Origin of the sequence: Novosphingobium sp. PC22D (genome assembly GCF_002556635.1) — a bacterium.
In the GTDB taxonomy this organism is placed as follows: Bacteria; Pseudomonadota; Alphaproteobacteria; order Sphingomonadales; family Sphingomonadaceae; genus Novosphingobium.
The window spans coordinates 1-19,578 of record NZ_MWMO01000007.1 but is presented as its reverse complement, the minus strand read 5'-3'; the positions used below and the strand labels follow the sequence as shown (position 1 = coordinate 19,578).

The following is a 19,578-nucleotide window of genomic DNA, read 5'->3' as shown; positions in this document are numbered from 1 at the left end:
TGCGTTCATCGAGCCGGTTTGAGCAGCTCGCGAAGAGAAAAATCTGGATCACCAAGTTGATCTGCCGAGGCGTGGTGTCGGCGTTCGACCAGGCGTTTACCGATGCTCATCTCGGCCGGACGGTTGACCGTCAACGCTCCTACGATGACGTCATCGAAGCGGAAGAAAGCGGCGAAGGCGTTGCTTTCGATTTGACCTCGCACGGTTACTTCCGCATCGACCGGAATGTGACCGCAAAACTGGATGTTGAGATCGAACTGGTCGCTCCAGAACCATGCGGGGCGGCAATAATCACTTTCGTGACCAAGCATCGCCAAGGCGGCCGCATCCGCCTGTTCTGCCGCGTTCTGGTAGGTTTCGTGACGAATTCGGCCGCCAAAGAAACTTTCTTGCTGAGCCACATCACCCGCCGCGAAGACGTTCGGGTGACTGGTACGGCACTCACGGTTAACGACGATACCATTATCGGTTGCAATCCCCGCCCCTTTTGCCAAGCCAACTTCCGGAGCGATGCCCACGCCGACCACCACAGCATCGCAAGCCACAAGCGATCCATCGTCTAGCTCGACCTCACTCACCCGGCCGTCAACCACCCTCATTCCACTCACACCTCGGCCGAATCGGGTGTCGACACCGCGATTGCGATGTTCCTCGCCCAACCATTGGCTGAATTGCGGCCCAAGGGATCGAATCATCGGTCCCGCCAAGGGCTCGATGGCAGTCACCTTGCAACCGAGCTTTGTTGCGCTCGCCGCCACCTCCGCCCCGATTACACCCATTCCGACGACCACTATTCGCGCTCCGTCCACCAAATCAGCCGCCATGCGGACTGCGTCATCGCGCGTGCGGAGATAATGTACATTTGCAGCATCAGCTCCCCGGATGTTCAGCTTGCGAGCTGAACCACCTGTGGCCAGCAAGATCCGATCAGCCGGGATCAGCCTGCCATCCGACAAGCTGACCTCGCCGGAAGCCAGGTCAAGCGCTTCGGCGCGCATTCCCAGATGCAGATCAATCTTGTTGTCAGCGTACCATGAGTCATCTTGCAGAAAAAAATTGTCTGCTGTGTTCGAAGGATCCCAAAGCATCTCCTTTGATAATGGCGGCCTTTCGTAGGGCCTCCACGGTTCTTCACCAATCAATACGATCTGGCCATCGAACCCAGACTGCCGTAACGCCTCCACGGCACGGCCTCCGGCGAGATTTGCTCCGATGACAGCAATCGAGCGGATACCCATTTTCTATCCTTCCTTGGGGCAAATTGATTGCTCTTGCCTCTTAAGTGTTTGTGCGACGACCACTTTGCTCGGTCGCCATCAGTATTTATGAGCGCTGTGCAAGAGCTGAAAAAGGCTAATGAGGATCCAAGCATGTTTCCTGAAAAACATCTCCGGATCCACTTGCCGCCTGCGATCCCGTATCCGAACTGATTTCGTAAAGCCCGGTCAGTGAGCATTTATCCGCAGTCTTGCAGCATCGGTTGATCCATCAGTTGCCGACGCTCTCCGAATACACATCCGAAACAACACGTTTTCAATTCTGCTCGACTTCGAGCTTCAGGTCTTCCAACGGATAGAGCCTGCAAGCTAGCACAAAACCTTTGGCCTGGTCCTCGGGAGATATTTTCGAGACACTCATCTTGCCCGTCTTGTATTCGCCTTCGACCACCCGAACGCGACAGAACCCACATCCTCCTCCGCGGCAACCCACGCCGATATCGGATAACCCTCTGCGTTCCATTGCGAACAGTACGCGTTCCTCTTCGGAGCACGCGAACTGGCTGCCGCCGACGATCTCTATTTGATAAAGCTTAGCGCTCATTTCTTCATATTTTCGGCCGCTTTGGCCGCCACGCTCTGCCCACCGACTGCGAAATGCGCGGGCGGCATCTCCCGCAGAATGATGCGAACTGATTCGCGCGGAGCGCCGAGCGACTGGATGGCCGCTTCGGTCAGGGCCTTTATCAAGCGTTCCTTGGCTTCAGGCGGACGTCCTTCGAGCAGATTGACTTCAATTATCGGCATATCACGCTTCCACTTGGAACATGACCGCGCCAAGATTTTGCACTGTGCTTCGCACAGTCTGGCCTGGTGCCAGGTTAGGCGCAGCGGTAATTCCTCCGGCCATCACCAGATCGCCGGCTTCAATTCGTTCGCCTGCTTCAGCGACCAGCCGCGCCGCCGCGACTAACGAACGTACTGGATTCCCCAGGATCGCTGCGCTTGAACCCACTTCGACCACTTTGCCATCAATCTCGAGAATGACGCCGAGGTTCGAAAAATCGATTCGAGGATCGCCCCATGAGCCGATGACCAGGCCCGACGAAGAGGTATTATCGGCGATCACATCCTCCAACGTAAATTTGAAGTTCTCGTACCGGCTGTCGATAATCTCCATTGCCGGAGCAATCGCTTCAACCGCTGCCATTGCTGCTGCTGGCGTCACATCACCGGCTAGAGGTGCCTTCATCAGAAAGGCAATCTCCGGTTCGACGCGGGGATGGACAAAGCGTTTGCGCGACAGTGCTGAGCCTTCCTCTACAAGCATGGCATCGGTCAAGCGCCCCCAGGCGACCTCTTCAACCCCGACTTGCTGCATCTTGGCCCGACTGGTCAGCCCCATTTTTACACCAATGCGTTTCTCTCCGCGCGACAAACGGCGATCTACAGATAATTTCTGGACCTGATATGCTTCGGCTACGGTGAAAGCGTGGTCTTGAGGCTTTACCTGTGCAGTCGCCTTCGCCTCTCGTGCAGCTGTGTCGAGCGTTTCGGCGTAGCGTAAGAGCCTATCCATTTCAGCTAGCCTTCGCCTTGATCAAATCAAGCGCAACATCGGTGATCATATCCTCCTGGCCACCAACCATGCGACGGTTGCCAAGTTCGACGAGGATCTCACGAGTATCGATTCCATATTGCTCTGAGGCCTTCTCCGCGTGGCGCAGAAAACTGGAATAGACACCAGCATAGCCAAGGCTAAGCGTTTCCCGATCAACTCGAACCGGTCGATCCTGCAGGGGTCGGATCAGGTCGTCCGCAGCGTCCATCAATGCCATTACATCGCATCCATGCTTCCAACCCTTGCGGTTCGCGGCCGCGATGAAAACTTCGAGTGGCGCATTCCCTGCTCCCGCCCCCATTCCGGCAAGACTCGCATCGATCCGCACCGCCCCCGCCTGAGCCGCGACGATCGAATTCGCCACGCCGAGCGACAGGTTATGATGCGCGTGAATACCGCGTTCGGTTTCGGGCTTGAGTACCCGCTCATAAGCCTGAAGCCGCTCCGAAACGCCATCCATATCAAGCGCGCCACCACTATCCGTGACATAGACACATTGCGCGCCATAACTTTCCATCAGTTGCGCTTGTTGGGCCAATGCCTCTGCATCGATCATATGGCTCATCATCAGGAAGCCAGAGACATCCATGCCCAAATCGCGGGCAATACCAATGTGCTGTTTGGAAACGTCAGCCTCGGTACAATGCGTCGCAACACGCACCGAGCGAACCCCCATCGAATAGGCCTGTTTGAGTTCCTCGACCGTGCCGATACCAGGAACAAGAAGCGTTGTCAGGACAGCGTTTTGGATAACCTCGGCTGCCGCCTCTATCCAGTCCCAGTCGGTATGTGCACCGAAGCCATAATTGAAGGTCGATCCGTTCAGGCCATCGCCGTGCGATACCTCGATCGCATCGACTCCCGCATCATCCAGCGCTTTGGCAATCGTCCGAACGCTGTCCGTTCCATACATGTGAAGGATGGCGTGCATCCCGTCGCGCAAGGTCACATCTTGAATGTAAAGGCGGTCGGATTCGGGGTTGAACGTCATGCTGCACTCTTTTCCATGTGTGCTTTGGCCAGACTTTCTCCCGCGGCCTTTGCAGCCGCTGTCATGATGTCGAGGTTGCCCGAATAGTTAGGGAGGTAGTCCCCTGCTCCCTCGACTTCGAGAAACACGCTGGTCTTGAGACCTTCGAATTCACCGTAGCCCGGAATCTTGAGCGGTCGGTTCGAGCCGAAACGTTCAAACTGGACGTCCTGTTTGAGTCGGTACCCCGGCACATATGACTGAACCCTGGCAATCATCGCATGAACAGAATCGCGGACCTTGCCCTCATCGACCATCTCGGACAGCGTGAATATGGTATCGCGCATAATCATCGGCGGTTCGGCGGGATTGAGTATGATCACCGCTCTGCCTTTGCCCGCGCCACCTACCGTTTCGATCGCTCTGGCGGTTGTGCGAGTGAATTCGTCAATATTTGCGCGAGTTCCTGGCCCAGCAGAACGCGAAGAAACCGACGCCACAATTTCGGCATAGTGCACCGTCGCGACCTGGGATACCGCCGCCACGATCGGGATCGTTGCTTGGCCGCCGCAGGTCACCATGTTGATGTTTCGCACTGAAGGGTCGATTGCCGGGTTGACCGGAGGGATGGTGGCTGGTCCAATTGCCGCCGGCGTAAGATCAACCATTAGCTTTCCTTCGCGAGCGAAAGCTTCATCGTGCGCCTTGTGCGCATAGGCTGAAGTAGCATCGAAGGCGATGCCGATTTCCGCATATTCCGGCATACGCATCAGGCCCTCGATCCCCTCATGCGTGGTCTTAACGCCTCGCTCTTGTGCCATAGCCAGACCTTCAGATGCCGCATCGATGCCTACCACCGCAGACAATTCCAGTGTGTCTGAACCCTTGAGCAGCTTGATCATAAGATCAGTTCCGATATTTCCAGACCCGATAATCGCGCATTTCATTTTGGTCATGTGACCAGTCTCCACTTCATGTTTTAGTTTGCGTCTGCAGCAAATACTGCCCGGACTATTCCAAGGCCGTTGATCCGCGCTTCTACGATATCGCCTGGCGAAACCCCGGCCATCGGCCCAAGCGCTCCTGACAGAATGATGTCACCTTCCATCAAAGGGCGCCCGGCCTTGGCCATCACTTGGGCCAGCCACAAGGAAGCGGTAATCGGGCTATGCAGGCACGCAATTCCGGCACCCACCGAAATCGGTTCGCCTTTTGATTCCATAACCATGCCGCAGCTGCGCAGGTCGATCCCTTCGAGCTTGCGCGGTACCGCGCCCAGGACGAACAGGCCGCTTGAAGCATTGTCGGCAATCGTATCCCAAATCTTGATGTCCCAGTTCGCAATCCGGCTATCGACGATTTCGATCGCAGGCACGACGTATTCGATTGCCCGGATCAGCTCAGCAGTCGTCAGGTCAGGGTGCGGAAGATCGCGGCCAACGACTATTGCGATTTCTGCCTCGACCTTGGGCTGGATAACCCGATCGAGTGAAACAGGCATGCCTTCTGCCACGTCCATATCTGCGAACAGCATGCCGTAATCGGGCTGGTCTACCCCGAGCTGATTCTGGACAGCCAGCGACGTCAGGCCGATCTTGCGCCCAACCAGACGCCGCCCCTTGGCCAAATAATGTCTGGTATTGCTCTCTTGCACAGCATAGGCCGCGTCCAAACCGCCTGCGCTGATCATATCCCTGACAGGGTCGATTTCCTTGCCGCTCTTAGCCGCCTCGCGCAAAGCACAAGCGGCCCGATCAATGATGGCTGGGTCAATAGTCGTGTTGGTAGTCATGATCTTACAGCTTCACGCAAATGTTGTTAAGTTCGGTATAGAATTCGAGGCTGTGCACCCCACCTTCGCGACCAATTCCCGAATGGCCAGAGCCACCAAAGGCCGTGCGAAGATCCCGCAAGAACCAGGAATTCACCCAGCAGACACCGACATCCATCGCTGCCGCGACGCGGTGTCCGCGAGACATGTTCTCAGTCCAGATTGAGGCACATAGGCCGTAGGGCGAATCATTCGCCAGCGCGATGACTTCGTCCTCCTCGTCGAAGGGAATTACCCCGCAGCAAGGACCAAAGATCTCCTCGCGCATCACTGTGCTGTCGTGTGAAAGTCCGGTCCAAACGGTGGGCTGAACAAAAAAGCCTGCCCATTCTGGCCCGGAAAGCTCAGGAGTGCCACCGCCGGTCACCACGGTCGCGCCTTCTTCAACGGCGCGGCGATAGTAACCCAGAACTTTATCGCGGTGCTCAGCGCTTATCAGCGGACCAAGGTAAGCGGGATCGTCGATCGCACCTGGCTTGAATCCTTCCGCGGCCTCCTTCATTCGCGCGACGAACTCCTCGTAGACAGGACGTTCAACATAGACACGCTCCGTCCCCAGACACACTTGTCCTGTATTCATGAAAATCGCGCGCGACAGCCCTTCTACGGCCTTATTCAAATCAGCGTCCGCGAAAACAATTCCTGGGTTTTTTCCTCCCAGTTCGAACGATACGTCCCGCACGCCGACTGCTGCCTTTTGCATAATAGCTTCGCCGGTGCCGGTCTCTCCGGTGAAAGTGATCGCGTCGACGTCGCTATTTGACGTAAGAAACTCACCCGCCGAACCAGGCCCGAAGCCATGAACGACATTATAGACGCCATCTGGCATTCCGACTGCGTTCATCACCTCACCAAGCAAAGCGGCCGTCCGGGGTGTTTCTTCCGAAGGTTTGACGACTACGGTATTACCACAAGCCAGTGCCGGGCCGACCTTCCAAGTCATCAGCAATAGCGGGAAGTTCCAGGGGCAGATTACCGCAATTACCCCTTTTGGCTTGCGAACCGTGTAATTGTTGGCCTGCCCTCCATCGGGCGTGTCTGTGATGAAGCTCTCGCCGGGCATGGTCGAAATTACATCGGCGAACATCCTGAAATTCGCTGCGCCGCGAGGTATGTCGATATGGGCGGCGACAGCGCGAGGTTTGCCAGTATCGGCCACTTCCGCCGCCAGAAAATCGTCGGATCGGCGCTCAATCTCTGCCGCCACGGCGGTGATCAGCTTGACACGCTCAGAAGTAGTCATGCTGCCCCAGCGCCCATTGAGCGCATTCCTCGCAGCGGCAACCGCGTCCGCGACATCGTCGGCGCTTGCCTCCTGAACGAGACCTATCTGCTCCCCAGTGGCTGGATTAAAATTGGGGAACGACTTGCCCTCGCTTCCCTCGCGATAGGTACCGTCGATAAAGTTGAGAACAGTGTCTGTCACTGCAGGGGAAGCATAGGATGTCATTGCTACGGAATATCCTAGAATTGCAATTCGGACTGATTGTTAAAACTGTCGGGCGTCAACCGCGGCGAGGCCAGCATTGGCGCATTCTACATCCTGTTCTTCTGATCCGCCCGAGACCCCGATTGCGCCGACACACTCTCCGTTGATTTCGATCGGCAATCCACCGGCAAACATAGCAATCCCGGGCTGCCTTCCAATCCCGTCTCGCAGCGCTGGATTGCCCGAGACCATCACGTAAAAGTCCGGCGTAGGAACCCGAAAGCTGGCTGCGGTGCAGGCCTTGTCCTGGGCGATCTTGTTTGAGGGTGCAGGCGAACCGTTGGCACGCAGAAAAGCGAGCAGATCTCCTCCCGCACCGACGACGGCTGCAGCCACCGGACAGTCCATGTCTGCCCCCCTGGCAACAGCCGCTGCTACGGCCGTGAGTGCCAGTTCATGACTGACCGTCTGGATCGAAATAACACCCTCCATGATCAGGTATTGACCGTCATGAAGCGATCATTGAGTGCCTTTTCGTAGTAAAAGACCGCTTTACCGGCATTTTCGGCCTTCCACGTGCGTCGAGGGTTGTCGGGATAATAGAAGTACCCGCCACTGAAGGTTTCGTTGCGATTGCCTGACGGGTCGAAGAAGTAAATTGTCTGACCGCGGGTGATGCCGTGGCGCGTCGGGCCGATATCTAGCGAAATATCGTAGCGGCTGATGATGTCCGCAGCGTGGCCCACATCGTGCCACGATTCCAGGTTAAAAGACGTATGATGTATCTTGCCGTCTTCCGGAGCGCCGAGGAACGCGACATCGTGCGCCTTGTTGCTACAGCTGAGGAAGATTGCCATGCGTCCCCCGCTCGCCTCATCGACCAGTTCCTCAGTGATCGAGAAATCGAGAGCATCGACCAGGATCTTGGCTGAAGCAGCGATATCTACCCCGTTGAGTGCGCAGTGATCGAACCGGGTCACACGCATGCCTCGCGGTTCAACCACCCAGACATCCGGGTCGCTGATTGCTGGGCCGGTCTGCGACAGTTCCATCTCGGAATAGAGTTCGAAAACATGTTGCGTTGGAAGTTTGAACCGGATCTTGCGGCCAACACCAGGATCTTCACCTTCCGGAAGCACATCCACATGAACGCCCATATCGAGCAAACGCTCGGCAAAATGATCGAGATCTGTATCCTTAGCGACCTTGAAACCCATCACGTCCATGCCCGGATGGTCGGCTTCGCGCAGGATGATGCTGTGCCTGTCGAATTCATCAAAAGCCTGGAAGAACGCACGGTCGCCCTCGCGTGAGACGAGATTAAGGCCGATACGATCGCGATAATGCTCAATCGCCTCCTCAAGATCCAGAACCCTCAACTGTACGTATCCGGGACGAATAACTCCGGTAACTGCCATGATCGATCTCCTCTCTAATTAAGCCTTGAGGCCGTGTTTGAAGAATTCCGTCACCATCCGATTGAAGCTCGCCAGGCGTTCAATCTGGACCCAGTGACCACATTCGGAGAACAGATGAAGATCTGCTCGCTTCATCAGGCCGGCCAGACGCACGGTTGAGTCCAGCGGTATTACCTGATCGGCAATTCCATGAAGAATTAGCGTCTCGTGCTCGATATTGCCGATGTCCTCTTCGCGACTGGCAAGCATGGCGACATTGCTCTGGCGATCTTCGCCACCAAAGGTTTCGCGATAGGGTTCCAGCATTCCGGGACGGATGCTGGCCTCGTAACGTGATTGAATGAGATCGTCCGTCAGGCGAGAATGGTCCCAGGCGAGATATTTGAGAGACTCTCTCATCGCTTCAATCGATGGCTCGTATCCCCAGACCTTGTCCAGCGCCGGGGTGATGGGGAAATTCAGACCTGCTGGCCCCATGAGAACTGCACGATCGACCCGATCAGGATGCGCAATCATGAAAGCGAGTGTGACCCCCCCACCGAACGAATTTCCAACCATCGAAATCTTGTCGATACCCAACGCATCGAGAAGGGAGGCCAATTGATCGACCCAGACCTGCTTGTCCTGAATTCGGCCTTTGCTGTCAGAATAGCCAAAACCAAACATGTCGGGCGCGATGACGCGAAAACTCTCGGCAAGGACCGGAATATTCAGACGCCAGTTTGCCCAGGCGGTGACCCCTGGGCCAGAACCGTGAACAAGGAGAACCGGCGGGCCTTCACCGACATCGTGATAATTCGTCGAGGATCCTCCAACGTCTAATGATTGGCCAACTTCTGCGCGCGCGGCTTCTTGGTTCGCATCTACCATGATTTTAAGCCAATCCTTTTCTATTACTGACAGTGCAAGCCGTTCAGGAAGGCAACAACACCAACCTTCGGATTGCCGATCTATTTCACCCTTCGAGATCCCAAGGTATGTCCTGCGGCCTCGACATCAGCAGATTGCGAACATCATTTTTTCGCACTTTGAAGTTTGTCGTCAGCGGAAAGTCTTCTTGTGTGAAGACAATGTGCTTTGGAACCGAGGGACGGTTGAGCTTGTCCCTGCAGAACTCGATCAATTCAGTGTGGCTCAGCTCGGGATGGGAATCAGCGCGATGAACAACCGCTACAACAGCTTCACCCCATTCCGGGTGAGGCAGTCCCACAACGCAAATATCCGCGACACCCGGATGCTTAACGATCACTTCCTCGACGGAAGCGGGATAAACATTAACTCCCCCGGAAATTATGAGAAACTTCTGTCGATCCAGAAGATATAGGTAGCCTTCCTCATCTAGCGAGCCGATATCATTCGTGCGGAGCCAACCCTCACTCTGCACTTCTTGCGTTTGCTCCGGCAGATTCAGGTATTCGGCCATAACCGTGGGCCCGCGAAGCCAGACTTCACCGGGCTCCCCAACGGCCACTGGTTGCCCGTCTTCGCTTCGGATTGAAATTTCAAAATGAGACGCAACTCGCCCGACTGAAGAAAGCAGCTTCGGTTTTGTGCTCAGACCACGCCGATGGTCTTCCGGCGAGAGGAAGGAGACCCCGCCCCAAGTCGTCTCGGTGAGCGCATAGACATTGATCATGTCTTTACCGAAAGTCTCATGCACGCTCCTGATGAGGTGCGGAGAAGCGGGGGAGGAGCCATAGACAATCAAGCGGACGGAGGAGAGATCGAACGGCGTCGCCTTGTTGTCCTCAAGTGCCCATTTGAGCATTGTCGGAGCGAGAAGAAATGCCGTGACCGATTTCTCTTTCACGGTATCGAAGAAGGTGCCCCGATCATAGTCGCCATCAGCAATAATGTGCGTCATTCCATTGCCAAGACCGAGAAACGCGAGAACCACAGCAACCCAGGCATTTCCGGTTGGAAGGAAGAATCGATCATCGCGAACGAAGCCGAATTCCGCCAGCGCATGAAGTATTGTGACAGTCACCGCACCGTGGGTTAAAACAGCGCCCTTTGGCACACCGGTAGTTCCCGAAGTATAGCTGTAGAACAACGGATCTTCGGATGAGAGCGAGGGCATATCCGGCACTGAGGCTACGGCATCCGTCAATGCATCAAGGTCGCTCGCGAAATTATGAGCACCGCCGAAACCGATGACCCCAATATCGAGCTCATCGAGAACGTCTCTGATAATTTCAATTTGATCAGTACAAGACGCGTGAACAAAGAGATACCTTGCGTTGGAATCTCTAAGCACATGAATCATTTCAGCAGGAGTAAATCTGCGATTTATTCCCACCCGGATTGCGCCCGCCTTCATGCAGGCGAAGAAATGTTCATAAACCTCAATGCATTCAGGAGCGATGATGGCAGCCGCGTCTCCGACACGGCATCCCATCGAAAGCAGGACGGCCGCAATGCGATCCGAGCGAGCATCCATTTGACCCCATGTCACTTCATGGTCCCCGCAGACATAGGCGACCTTTTTCGGATTATTGCTTCCGGTTCGACGTATCAATTCACGCGGCAACATCTGGACATTCACGTCTTCGGTGGCATTTTGCTCCGCCCGATCGCATCCAACGTCCATGGGGAACTGATCTCTTGCCTCTGAAACTCTTCCCATGACAACCTCGTGTTTTAATTTTGGTGAACAACCTACTTGCTCTATTAGTTATTTGATCGGCGTGATTGGAACCAAACCCTGCCGTTCTGAATCTCTTTGAAACTTACTGGATCCCCAATCGTAGGCGCACCCGAACCGTCATCTTCGAGTAACGCGGTGAGCCTGCACCCCTCATCAAGCTCGACGAGAATGGTAGTATAGGGAGGATCGAGTTCCGGATCGTATTTTGTGTGATATATGACGAAAGAATATATCTCCCCGAAGCCCTTTGTTTCCGAGACCTCAAGTGGACCGGCACATTTCGGGCATATCCGCGCGGCATAATCGACCACGCCGCAACCGTCCGCGCATTGCAGGCAACATAATCGCCCCGCCTCCGCAAGCTGGCGGATCTTGCCCGAGAACGGATCGTCGACTGCATTCGGGATACTGCTACCGCCGCCCGACATCTTTATAGCTCCCTGTGCGGACTGATGGTCATCGCCGAATGATATTCCATCCTTCCGCCAAAGCCGGTCACAAGTCCGATATCGTTCTTGGGCACCTGACGCTCCCCGCCATCGCCACGGGCTTGAACCACGGCCTCATGAACCGGAGTCATGCCTTGCAGATAGTAGGAGGAAAGATGGCCTCCTCCGGTATTTACTGGAAGCTTCCCGCCCGGTTTTGTCGTGCCGCTGGCAATAAGGTCTGGTGCTTCGCCAGGCTGGCACAGGCCATACCCTTCGAGTGCAAGTATCGAGGTGATTGTAAATGGGCTATACAGTTCACAATAATCGTAGAGTGCCGGTGTCGCACCAAGTGTCTCAAGCAATTTAGCTGAAGCAATTTCGGCACCGGTCTGCGTCTCAGGACTATTGCCGGCAAGGTTGCGCGCTCCAGAATGACCTTGTCCGAACGCATGGAGGTAGGCTGGCTGCTTAGGGCAATTGTCCGCTTCGTCCAGCGAACTGACGATTACGGCAACCGCGCCGTTGACCGGAAAGGCACAGTCGAAGAGCCTTAGCGGCTCCACAATCCAGCGAGAGTTGAAGTAATCATCCTCCCCCAATGGCCCTCTAATAAACGCCTGCGGGTTAAGCGATGCCCACGCCCTGTCGGCGGAGGCCGCAGCATAAAGAGCCCGGACATCAGCTCCATAAACATGAAAATACCGCTGCGCAGAAATCGCGAATGCGCCGACCGCGCCATGCAAACCGCTGCTCGCATCCCAACCAGGAAGGCCAGTCAGATCCATCGAGCCAGAATAGGTTTTGGCCGCCCCGGCGCTTCGGACAGGAGCATCTGCGAAAACGCACAAGACGTTGCTTGCGCCACCAGCTTCGATAGCGAGCGCCGCATACTGGATCATCTGTATTGCCGAACTGCCTTCTGCCTCAATGCTCGCCAGCAATGACAGATCGCCAAGACCCAGATCGCGCTTAAGATGCAGTGGTAGAACCTCACTTGGCTCGATCGGGCTTCTGTTCAACAGCAGCCCATCAATTATGTCCACTCCCGCTGACCTGTCAGCAAGCGCTGCGAGACAGGCTTGCGCAGCAAGCGCCCTAGGCGAAGAGCCCGGTTCGCGGGAAAAAGTGCTTTGCCCCAGCCCGGTAATCGCGGCCTTCGCTACGAATTTTCTGACTGCCTTCACTTTTCCCAAACCAAGCTCCATAAAAACTAGTCGACGGACCCTAGATGATGAATGAAAGACCCCGCACCGGTCCTTCAGAATTGAGCAGGTGGATGTGCTTGCTGAACATTTTCATCTCGCCATCTCGCATTCGAAGTTTATGCTCGACACGCGCAGGCCAAACTTCCATCTTTTTGTCTGCCTGAATGCGATATTCGTAGAGAACCACATTCGAACGAACGAAATACTCACCATCAGCAATTGTTTCGATTTCGACGTTCGATATGATCCTGCACATACGAGAAGGTGGAACCTGCGCATGCCGCACACCGGTGTTCAACTGGCGGATACGCGTGGCCAGCCTGGTGCGGTTGTCGTTGAGGATAGAAATCCGACCATCATCCGGATCCTGTCCCGCCTCGGCAGGAACCCAGTAATGCATGTCATCCTCTGCCAGAGCCTCCCATTCCGAATAGCGCGATTCGTCTGCGAGACGCGCCTCCTTGAACAAGAATTCTTCAACCCGCAGGCGCTCTTCTATTGTAACCATTTTTCGCAATCTTTTTACTTTGGGAATCAAGGTCGACCTGAATAGTCGCTAGAGAATCCTGAGGCTTCGATATCAAGCGGCGGCAGCAGCAGCGGTCGGAGAACTTTGATCTGGACCCTGCATCACTTGCTTGTAGTGTCGCCAAAACCCTCGATTGGATGTCTCATCGGTCAAATGGCCCACTACGACACCATTATCGTCAGTTACCTCTCTTTCGGCGCCACGGCTGAGATCAAGCCAGCCACCCTTTCCGGCCAAGGCGAGCTGCGTCCGCTCCGCGATCACGCTGTCATCAGCGAGCAAAAATGCCGTCGGACCCAACGCCCCTTCTGATTGACGCAAGATCCGCTGATTTACATCGTCATCCACGCCTTCGAGATACATCGGCGTGTGGATGTGGAGGCATACGCCCGGCGCGACGGGCTCAAACCGAACGATGTTCATTTCCCCGAGGAACAGGTTGGGGAAAATTACCGCATGCGGCGGCCCATCGAGCAATATCTTATCACCCTTTTCCTGACCGTACGCTTCCCTGAGGGCTTTTGAATAAGAAGGATACCTATCCTCTGCACAGCCAAACCATTCGAGCGGGCGGGAATATGACGGCGAAAAGTTCAGCTCAGTGTGACCATTTCCCCAGTCCTTTGCCTCGGATTTCAGACTTTCCTCATCCTGCAGCACCGCTTCGTCATAATTGGATCTGATAGCCTGCGCGAAGGAAGGGTGGACGAAGTTCACATGGTAGCCATCGGTGTCATTCTCTGGAAGCATCTTCCAATTGCAGTTCAATTGATGGCGAACCCAACCGCCTGATAAATTGATCCTCCCTACCGGCGACATCTCGACCGCACGATCGATCAATTCTGTCGCGCGACCCAGATGGTCGCCCAACGATGGCACAGTGGGGTTAAAGCTTGCGAACACGAAACCCTGATAGCTGTCCACTTTCGCGAGACGCTCCAGACCGTGACAAGAAAAATCGCCCTTGAAACCGGCTGGATACGGCACATCAACAAGTCCACCCTTCGTGTCGTAAGCCCAACCATGATACTGGCAGACAAACGCCTTGGCATTGCCACGTTCCTCTTGGCAGATGATATTGCCGCGATGCGCACAGCGATTGACGATGACGGAGATCTCGCCATCACGACCGCGGACGGCAAAAACCGGGTCGCGCCCCACATTACGCCTTACGAAATCGCCCGCCTTGGGAATTTCCGAATCGTGACAAATGAAGACCCATCCATTGCGAAAAATGGAGTCCATCTCGGCCTCGAATACCTCGCTGTCGGTGTAGAGAGTAGAATGTACGCGGTCGTCGAGAATCAGTTCTTCGAAGCGAATTCCTTCGGATGGCCTGGAATTATCTAGCACTTTGAGCCTCCTGTCCTTTGTTGCACGCCGCCTGATGGATGTCGAATCGCTAATCGAGCGCTTGATTAGAAGCTAGGTCGCACCTAACAGCTCGTCAAGGGGCCTCCGCCCGTCACTTGTCGGAGATAAGCGAGGGAAAGAGAGCAACCGTGGCTGAAGCCATTAGTGAATATATCTGTATATTCAGATCGGCAATTTTTGCGAAAAATATCACTATATTCGATTTTTAGGGAGATCGGAATGACGAAGGGTAGCGGGAATCCAGAGAATATCGGTCACCAGGCCAATTATTCACCGTTGACGCCGTTGAGCTTTCTACAGCGCACCGCACAAGTCTTTGGTCATCATGTGGCTGTGATCTTTGAGGAGCGTAGCTGGACCTGGGCGCAATTCGCAAACCGCTGCTACAATCTGGCTGGAGCTCTGGCCGGAAGAGGCGTTAAAAGCGGCGAGAAAGTTTCGATTTTGGCAGATAATATTCCCGCTGCGCTGGAGGCCAGTTTCGGAATTCCTATGGCGGGGGGTGTCATCAATGCGATCAACACGCGTCTTGACCCCGATGCAATTGCTTTCATTCTTGAGCATGCAGAAACGCGAGTCTTCCTCGTCGACCGGCACTATGCAAAGGTTGCCGGTGAAGCGATTTCCAATTGCACACGCAACCTTCTGGTGATCGACATTGAGGACGCGGCGAGCGGCAGCAAACCTACTTTTGCGCAATTATCCTACGAGGAATTCCTGAGCGAGGCGATCACCGATCTTCCAGCGCCCAATCTGAACGAACTTGATCCGATCGCTCTTAACTATACCTCTGGCACAACCGGTGATCCCAAAGGCGTTTTACTTCATCATCGCGGGGCTTATCTGAACGCAATAGGCAACTCGCTTTCGTGGGGGTTGCCACGGTTCTGCGTTTACCTCTGGTCCCTTCCCCTGTTTCATTGCAATGGCTGGTGCTTTCCCTGGACAATCGCATTGCAGGCGGGAGTGAATGTTTGCGTTCGCGGGGTCGATCCCAACGCGCTTCTCGATTTGATTGAGAAGCACAAGGTTACACATTTGTGCGGGGCGCCGATCGTAGTGAGAATGCTGGTCGATGCCGCCAACGCAATCACCACTGAGCGGGCACCCCTCTCCATTATGACGGCGGGTGCTGCGCCCCCCTCGTCCTTGTTGGCCAAGGCCAGTGCGACCGGCTTCGATATCACACATACATACGGGTTGACTGAAGTCTACGGACCCTGTGCTGTCTGTGAATGGCACCCGGAGTGGGATGCGTTATCTCAAGACGAGCAGGCCACGCTGATGGCGCGTCAAGGCGTCGGCTACCCAGTTGTGGAAGAGATAGCTGTAATAAATCCCGAGACAATGCTGCCGGTTCCACAAGATGGCGTGACGATCGGGGAAGTCATGTTCCGAGGTAACGTGGTAATGACTGGTTACTATAAAAACCCCGAAGCAACACGGGAAGCGCTCTCTGGCGGCTATTTCCACAGCGGCGATCTGGCCGTCTGGTACCCCGGCGGCTACGTAGAGATCAAAGATCGTTCCAAAGATATCATTATATCCGGCGGAGAGAATATCTCCAGCATTGAGATAGAAGAAGTTCTATATAAACATCCCGCTGTTTCCGCAGCAGCGGTAGTGGCCGCCCCCCATGAAAAGTGGGGGGAAACGCCACACGCTTTCATCGAAACTGTCGCAAACAAAAGCGCTGACCCCGACGAGATTATTGCCTTTTGTCGAGACCATCTCGCTCATTTCAAATGCCCGACCCGCGTCACTCTTCAAGAGCTTCCCAAGACAGCCACAGGAAAGATCCAGAAATACGAACTTCGCGAGAAGGCGAAGGCCTTGTCACCCTTTTCTTGAATTTCTTGCGTGAGAAATTGGCGAGCGTCTTGTTGAGCGCGGATCGGGATAGAAAGCGATGGCTTCAATCGTCGACGGTCAAGATGGAATGAATGCGCCAGCCCGGTCCTGGACCCTCTACCAGCGCTTGAGCGTGGGGCCCGGTTCCAGGCAGGGTCATTCTCTTGTGCAAGGATGCAGATTGGAAAAATTGCGGATCATGTCAGCCTCGCTGAAGGATGCATGGGTCCGCGCTAGATCTGTAGCGCAAAAACAGTAAGACCCTCTTATTTCTACATCAATCTACGTCTTTCGGCTTGTCGCCGCTCTTCTCCGCAGCACAAAGTTTATGAAACTCTTCTTCATCTAGATTGAGCGCAATTGAACAGAAGAGGTTGGCGGCACTTGCAAGTTGAGAAGATTCTGTGAGGTTTTTTCGGGCGGGGCCCCAATTCAGTGCAGCAAGCATGTAAAGCCGACAACGCTCTGGATCGCTGAGCAGGTACTGATTTGATTTGAGTTCGTTCAGAACCTGCATCCACACCTCGCGATACTGTTGGTTGACTGTGCGCAATCGGTCCCTTGCATCGGGAGAAAGCAATTTCCAATCTCGAAAGGAGACCTCATGAGCTGAACCCAACGGTCCCATTATAGCCGTAAGGTGCGCAAGGGCGAGAGCCTGGAATCTAGACAAGGGGCCCGTTGCGGTTGAAAGATGTTCGTGAACAATTTGCAGTCCAGACTTCATCGCCTGCGAAATTATTTCTTCGAGCAAGTCTTCTTTACTTTTAAAGTAGTAAAAGATGCTGCCGGAGGTCAGGCCCGTAGCATCTGCAATCTGTCTCACTGTAGCGCCCTGATATCCATTTTTCTGGAAGAGCAGCGCCGCCGCCTGTAAGAGCTGTTCACGGCGGAGGTTGGGCTCACTATCACAGGCGAGATTTTGACGTGCCATTATCGGCCTTTCGTATCGCTTTTTGGTCTAGGTGATGCATCATTTAGTGGTCTTTTCAGTCTTGACACGGAAACGGACGAACAGAGCGGAGCAGGAAACCGCCATTGCTCGCGAGATAGAGGCGGGATATTGCAAGGATGTCATACCGGCAATGCACTCATGATACCATCAGGCAAGCTCAATCAGCCATAAATCTACGGCTGCGCCCAGAGGTTCGCGTGAACAAAACACCCCAACCAAGTCAGTCGTCAGAACATCTGGCACAATTCGCGGCGTAAATTAGCGAAGCGTCGGCCTTGTCTGGGGTTGATGTTAGGCGGCAAGCTTGCGGTGCTGCAAGCGCCGATGTGCGATGGTCTTGCGTTTGATCCTTTCTCGTTGTTGGATGATGGCTGGAGCTCTGCCGAAGTAGGCGCCTGCGGGCGTCACGTTGCTCAGGCTCTCATGGTAGCGCTGGTGATTGTAATGCTCAACGAAGGCCTCGATCTGCGCCTGTTGATTTTCGCTGAGATGTGACCCGGGTTGCGGGAGGGTTATTTTCTCCCGGCTTCGGATTTGGTCTAGTGTTGTGTGGTCTCCTTTTTCTGTTTGCTCTTGACAGCGGATGCCTTGAAGCGGAAGCTGTTATTGCCGGTTTCGAAGATGTGGCAGTGATGGGGTCAGTCGGTCGAGCAATGCAGTGGTCATCTTGGCATCGCCGAACACGCTGGCCCATTCCGAGAAGCTCAGGTTGGTCGTGATGACGACGCTGGTGCGCTCGTAGAGTTTGCTGAGCAGGTGGAACAGCAATGCCCGCCTGACGGGCTGAACGGCAGATATCCAAGCTCGTCGAGGATCACGAGGTCGAGCCGCAGAAGCCGCTCGGCAAGCTGGCCAGCCTTGTTCATCACTTTTTCCTGCTCCAGCGCGTTTACCAGATCGACCGTGGAAGAGAAGCGCACCTTTTTGCGGTGGTGCTCGACTGCCTAATCTCCCAGCGCAGTGGCGATATGGGTCTTGCCGGTGCTCGGGCCACCGATCAGAACGACGTTGTGGGCGCCATCGATAAACTCGCCGCGATGGAGCTGGCGGATCATGGCCTCGTTCGCTTCGCTGGACGCAAAATCGAAGGTGGCCAGATCCACGTAGGCCGGGAAGCGGGCGGCCTTCATCTGGTAGGCGATCGAGCGAACCTCGCGTTCGGCTACCTCGGCCTTGAGCAGCTGGGAAAGGATCGGAACCGCCGTACCGAAGGCTGGGGCTCCCTGCTCGATCAGGTCGTCGGCAGCCTGCGCCATGCCGTACATCTTCAGGCCACGCAGCATGACCACCACAGCCGCGCTGGCAGGATCATGACGCAAGGCGAAGATCCTTTCCGCGCAGGGTATCGTATCGTGCCACATTGGCCTTTGGCTCGCGGTTCAGGCTGAGCGCCTGCGGGGCATCGATCACCTCGACACTGCTCGGCTTATCATCGATCAGCCGATGCAGCAGGTTGACGATATGGTCTTGGTGGGAACGTCGGCTTCCAGCGCCAGCTCGACCGCACATAGCACCGCCTGCTCATCGGGATGCAGAAACAGCGAGAGGATATCGACCATCTCCCTGTCGCCGCCGGGGTGCTGAGAAGGTGTGACTGCAACTGGCGGAAGGCATCGGGCATCCCGGTAAAGGGGGCGCCGTCGCGCAGGGCTCCGGGCTTGCGCTGGATTACTGCGAGATAATGCCGCCAGTATAGACTGTCTGGCCCCGCAGATGATGCGCCCGCGTGATAAGCCGCCGATGTTCGCATAGCACCTGCCCTTCGGCGGCGATGACAATACGGTCGGGATAGATCCGCAGACTTACGGGCCGGCTCGCGAAGGATCCTGGTCACGTCTGGAGCTATGACTTCGTCATGGATCGCACGCGTGACGGAAAGGTGTTCCGCATGCTGACGGTGATCGATGAGCACACGAGGCAGTGCCTGGCGATCCATGTCCAACGCAAGTTGAAGAGCGATGACGTGCTGGCGGTGCTCACTGAGCTGTTCCAGCGGCACGGTCCGCCCGATCACATCCGCTCGGACAACGTCCTAGGTCGGGAAGCAGCGGCGGAAAACGGCCAGAAGGTCTCGTTGCGCCGATCACGATCAGCGCTGAT

At 55.3% G+C, this 19,578-nt stretch carries 18 protein-coding genes and 4 pseudogenes; 2 read left to right on the top strand and 20 right to left on the bottom strand.

The genetic code is table 11. The features are described from left to right. Nucleotides 1–5 precede the first annotated feature (5 nt). The 16 genes from B2G71_RS12080 to B2G71_RS12010 all read right to left on the bottom strand — a co-directional run bounded on the left by B2G71_RS12080 (nucleotide 6) and on the right by B2G71_RS12010 (nucleotide 14,651). Nucleotides 6–1,238: an FAD-dependent oxidoreductase gene (locus B2G71_RS12080; protein WP_202389927.1), complete on the bottom strand. Its 1,233-nt coding sequence runs from the start codon at nucleotides 1,236–1,238 to the stop codon at nucleotides 6–8. A 295-nt stretch (nucleotides 1,239–1,533) separates the two neighbouring features. After that, on the bottom strand, nucleotides 1,534–1,821 hold the full coding sequence (locus B2G71_RS12075) for a 2Fe-2S iron-sulfur cluster binding domain-containing protein (protein WP_098106027.1): 288 nt from the start codon (nucleotides 1,819–1,821) through the stop codon (nucleotides 1,534–1,536). Then, on the bottom strand, nucleotides 1,818–2,024 hold the full coding sequence (locus tag B2G71_RS12070) for a 2-hydroxymuconate tautomerase (protein WP_098106026.1): 207 nt from the start codon (nucleotides 2,022–2,024) through the stop codon (nucleotides 1,818–1,820). Before B2G71_RS12070 ends, B2G71_RS12075 begins: the two co-directional genes overlap by 4 nt. 1 nt (nucleotide 2,025) lies before the next feature. Further along, nucleotides 2,026–2,796, bottom strand: a complete 771-nt coding sequence (locus tag B2G71_RS12065) for a fumarylacetoacetate hydrolase family protein (RefSeq protein ID WP_098106025.1) — start codon at nucleotides 2,794–2,796, stop codon at nucleotides 2,026–2,028. A 1-nt stretch (nucleotide 2,797) separates the two neighbouring features. Continuing rightward, nucleotides 2,798–3,829 carry a 4-hydroxy-2-oxovalerate aldolase gene (gene dmpG / locus B2G71_RS12060; protein WP_098106024.1) on the bottom strand — a complete coding sequence of 344 codons (1,032 nt, stop codon included), beginning with the start codon at nucleotides 3,827–3,829 and terminating at the stop codon, nucleotides 2,798–2,800. Then, on the bottom strand, nucleotides 3,826–4,764 hold the full coding sequence (locus tag B2G71_RS12055) for an acetaldehyde dehydrogenase (acetylating) (RefSeq protein ID WP_098106379.1): 939 nt from the start codon (nucleotides 4,762–4,764) through the stop codon (nucleotides 3,826–3,828). Before B2G71_RS12055 ends, dmpG begins: the two co-directional genes overlap by 4 nt. Before the next feature lie 23 nt (nucleotides 4,765–4,787). Beyond that, the gene (locus B2G71_RS12050; protein WP_098106023.1) at nucleotides 4,788–5,600 is read right to left on the bottom strand and encodes a fumarylacetoacetate hydrolase family protein; all 813 of its coding nucleotides are present in this window, start codon (nucleotides 5,598–5,600) and stop codon (nucleotides 4,788–4,790) included. A gap of 4 nt (nucleotides 5,601–5,604) precedes the next feature. Next, nucleotides 5,605–7,089 carry a 2-hydroxymuconic semialdehyde dehydrogenase gene (locus B2G71_RS12045; RefSeq protein ID WP_098106022.1) on the bottom strand — a complete coding sequence of 495 codons (1,485 nt, stop codon included), beginning with the start codon at nucleotides 7,087–7,089 and terminating at the stop codon, nucleotides 5,605–5,607. Nucleotides 7,090–7,128: 39 nt separating this feature from the next. Beyond that, nucleotides 7,129–7,560, bottom strand: coding sequence for a heme-binding protein (locus B2G71_RS12040; RefSeq protein WP_098106021.1), 432 nt, complete (start codon nucleotides 7,558–7,560; stop codon nucleotides 7,129–7,131). Between the two features lie 2 nt (nucleotides 7,561–7,562). Next, entirely contained in the window at nucleotides 7,563–8,486 is a 924-nt protein-coding gene (locus B2G71_RS12035; protein ID WP_098106020.1) for a catechol 2,3-dioxygenase, read from the bottom strand. A gap of 18 nt (nucleotides 8,487–8,504) precedes the next feature. After that, nucleotides 8,505–9,356: an alpha/beta hydrolase gene (locus B2G71_RS12030; protein WP_098106019.1), complete on the bottom strand. Its 852-nt coding sequence runs from the start codon at nucleotides 9,354–9,356 to the stop codon at nucleotides 8,505–8,507. An 85-nt stretch (nucleotides 9,357–9,441) separates the two neighbouring features. Continuing rightward, a complete protein-coding gene (locus B2G71_RS12025; protein ID WP_168176350.1) occupies nucleotides 9,442–11,076 on the bottom strand; it encodes an AMP-binding protein in 1,635 nt (544 codons plus the stop codon). 80 nt (nucleotides 11,077–11,156) lie between these two features. Then, the gene (locus tag B2G71_RS12020; protein WP_098106017.1) at nucleotides 11,157–11,561 is read right to left on the bottom strand and encodes an OB-fold domain-containing protein; all 405 of its coding nucleotides are present in this window, start codon (nucleotides 11,559–11,561) and stop codon (nucleotides 11,157–11,159) included. 2 nt (nucleotides 11,562–11,563) lie between these two features. Beyond that, nucleotides 11,564–12,757, bottom strand: a complete 1,194-nt coding sequence (locus B2G71_RS23770; RefSeq protein ID WP_141521564.1) for a thiolase family protein — start codon at nucleotides 12,755–12,757, stop codon at nucleotides 11,564–11,566. A gap of 31 nt (nucleotides 12,758–12,788) precedes the next feature. Beyond that, the gene (locus B2G71_RS12015) at nucleotides 12,789–13,277 is read right to left on the bottom strand and encodes an aromatic-ring-hydroxylating dioxygenase subunit beta (protein ID WP_098106016.1); all 489 of its coding nucleotides are present in this window, start codon (nucleotides 13,275–13,277) and stop codon (nucleotides 12,789–12,791) included. A gap of 72 nt (nucleotides 13,278–13,349) precedes the next feature. Then, entirely contained in the window at nucleotides 13,350–14,651 is a 1,302-nt protein-coding gene (locus B2G71_RS12010) for an aromatic ring-hydroxylating dioxygenase subunit alpha (protein WP_199698818.1), read from the bottom strand. A 240-nt stretch (nucleotides 14,652–14,891) separates the two neighbouring features. Here B2G71_RS12010 and B2G71_RS12005 point away from each other — a divergent pair, with 240 nt between their 5' ends. Beyond that, nucleotides 14,892–16,523 (top strand): AMP-binding protein, encoded by a 1,632-nt coding sequence (locus B2G71_RS12005; protein WP_098106015.1) that lies wholly within the window; start codon nucleotides 14,892–14,894, stop codon nucleotides 16,521–16,523. A gap of 277 nt (nucleotides 16,524–16,800) precedes the next feature. On the opposite strand, the gene B2G71_RS12000 is transcribed toward B2G71_RS12005, so the two are convergent. The 4 genes and pseudogenes from B2G71_RS12000 to B2G71_RS11985 form a co-directional block, all read right to left on the bottom strand. Further along, the gene (locus B2G71_RS12000) at nucleotides 16,801–17,457 is read right to left on the bottom strand and encodes a TetR/AcrR family transcriptional regulator (RefSeq protein WP_098106014.1); all 657 of its coding nucleotides are present in this window, start codon (nucleotides 17,455–17,457) and stop codon (nucleotides 16,801–16,803) included. A 312-nt stretch (nucleotides 17,458–17,769) separates the two neighbouring features. Beyond that, a pseudogene (locus B2G71_RS23765) lies at nucleotides 17,770–17,952 on the bottom strand (integrase core domain-containing protein); the annotation flags it as partial. Between the two features lie 65 nt (nucleotides 17,953–18,017). Further along, a pseudogene (gene istB / locus B2G71_RS11990) lies at nucleotides 18,018–18,797 on the bottom strand (IS21-like element helper ATPase IstB). Beyond that, nucleotides 18,787–19,302: pseudogene (locus B2G71_RS11985) on the bottom strand (IS21 family transposase); the annotation flags it as partial. The pseudogenes istB and B2G71_RS11985, both read right to left, overlap by 11 nt. On the opposite strand from B2G71_RS11985, the pseudogene B2G71_RS11980 reads away from it, so the two are divergent. Beyond that, a pseudogene (locus B2G71_RS11980) lies at nucleotides 19,298–19,507 on the top strand (DDE-type integrase/transposase/recombinase); the annotation flags it as partial. The pseudogenes B2G71_RS11985 and B2G71_RS11980 overlap by 5 nt on opposite strands. Nucleotides 19,508–19,578: the final 71 nt, after the last annotated feature.

Excerpts from the sequence above, each read along its gene's own strand:
- B2G71_RS12080 (WP_202389927.1), bottom strand. The coding sequence starts at position 1,238 with ATGGGTATCCGCTCGATTGCTGTCATCGGAGCAAATCTCGCCGGAGGC.
- B2G71_RS12075 (WP_098106027.1), bottom strand. The coding sequence starts at position 1,821 with ATGAGCGCTAAGCTTTATCAAATAGAGATCGTCGGCGGCAGCCAGTTC.
- B2G71_RS12070 (WP_098106026.1), bottom strand. The coding sequence starts at position 2,024 with ATGCCGATAATTGAAGTCAATCTGCTCGAAGGACGTCCGCCTGAAGCC.
- B2G71_RS12065 (WP_098106025.1), bottom strand. The coding sequence starts at position 2,796 with ATGGATAGGCTCTTACGCTACGCCGAAACGCTCGACACAGCTGCACGA.
- dmpG (WP_098106024.1), bottom strand. The coding sequence starts at position 3,829 with ATGACGTTCAACCCCGAATCCGACCGCCTTTACATTCAAGATGTGACC.
- B2G71_RS12055 (WP_098106379.1), bottom strand. The coding sequence starts at position 4,764 with ATGACCAAAATGAAATGCGCGATTATCGGGTCTGGAAATATCGGAACT.
- B2G71_RS12050 (WP_098106023.1), bottom strand. The coding sequence starts at position 5,600 with ATGACTACCAACACGACTATTGACCCAGCCATCATTGATCGGGCCGCT.
- B2G71_RS12045 (WP_098106022.1), bottom strand. The coding sequence starts at position 7,089 with ATGACATCCTATGCTTCCCCTGCAGTGACAGACACTGTTCTCAACTTT.
- B2G71_RS12040 (WP_098106021.1), bottom strand. The coding sequence starts at position 7,560 with ATGGAGGGTGTTATTTCGATCCAGACGGTCAGTCATGAACTGGCACTC.
- B2G71_RS12035 (WP_098106020.1), bottom strand. The coding sequence starts at position 8,486 with ATGGCAGTTACCGGAGTTATTCGTCCCGGATACGTACAGTTGAGGGTT.
- B2G71_RS12030 (WP_098106019.1), bottom strand. The coding sequence starts at position 9,356 with ATGGTAGATGCGAACCAAGAAGCCGCGCGCGCAGAAGTTGGCCAATCA.
- B2G71_RS12025 (WP_168176350.1), bottom strand. The coding sequence starts at position 11,076 with ATGGACGTTGGATGCGATCGGGCGGAGCAAAATGCCACCGAAGACGTG.
- B2G71_RS12020 (WP_098106017.1), bottom strand. The coding sequence starts at position 11,561 with ATGTCGGGCGGCGGTAGCAGTATCCCGAATGCAGTCGACGATCCGTTC.
- B2G71_RS12015 (WP_098106016.1), bottom strand. The coding sequence starts at position 13,277 with ATGGTTACAATAGAAGAGCGCCTGCGGGTTGAAGAATTCTTGTTCAAG.
- B2G71_RS12005 (WP_098106015.1), top strand. The coding sequence starts at position 14,892 with ATGACGAAGGGTAGCGGGAATCCAGAGAATATCGGTCACCAGGCCAAT.
- B2G71_RS12000 (WP_098106014.1), bottom strand. The coding sequence starts at position 17,457 with ATGGCACGTCAAAATCTCGCCTGTGATAGTGAGCCCAACCTCCGCCGT.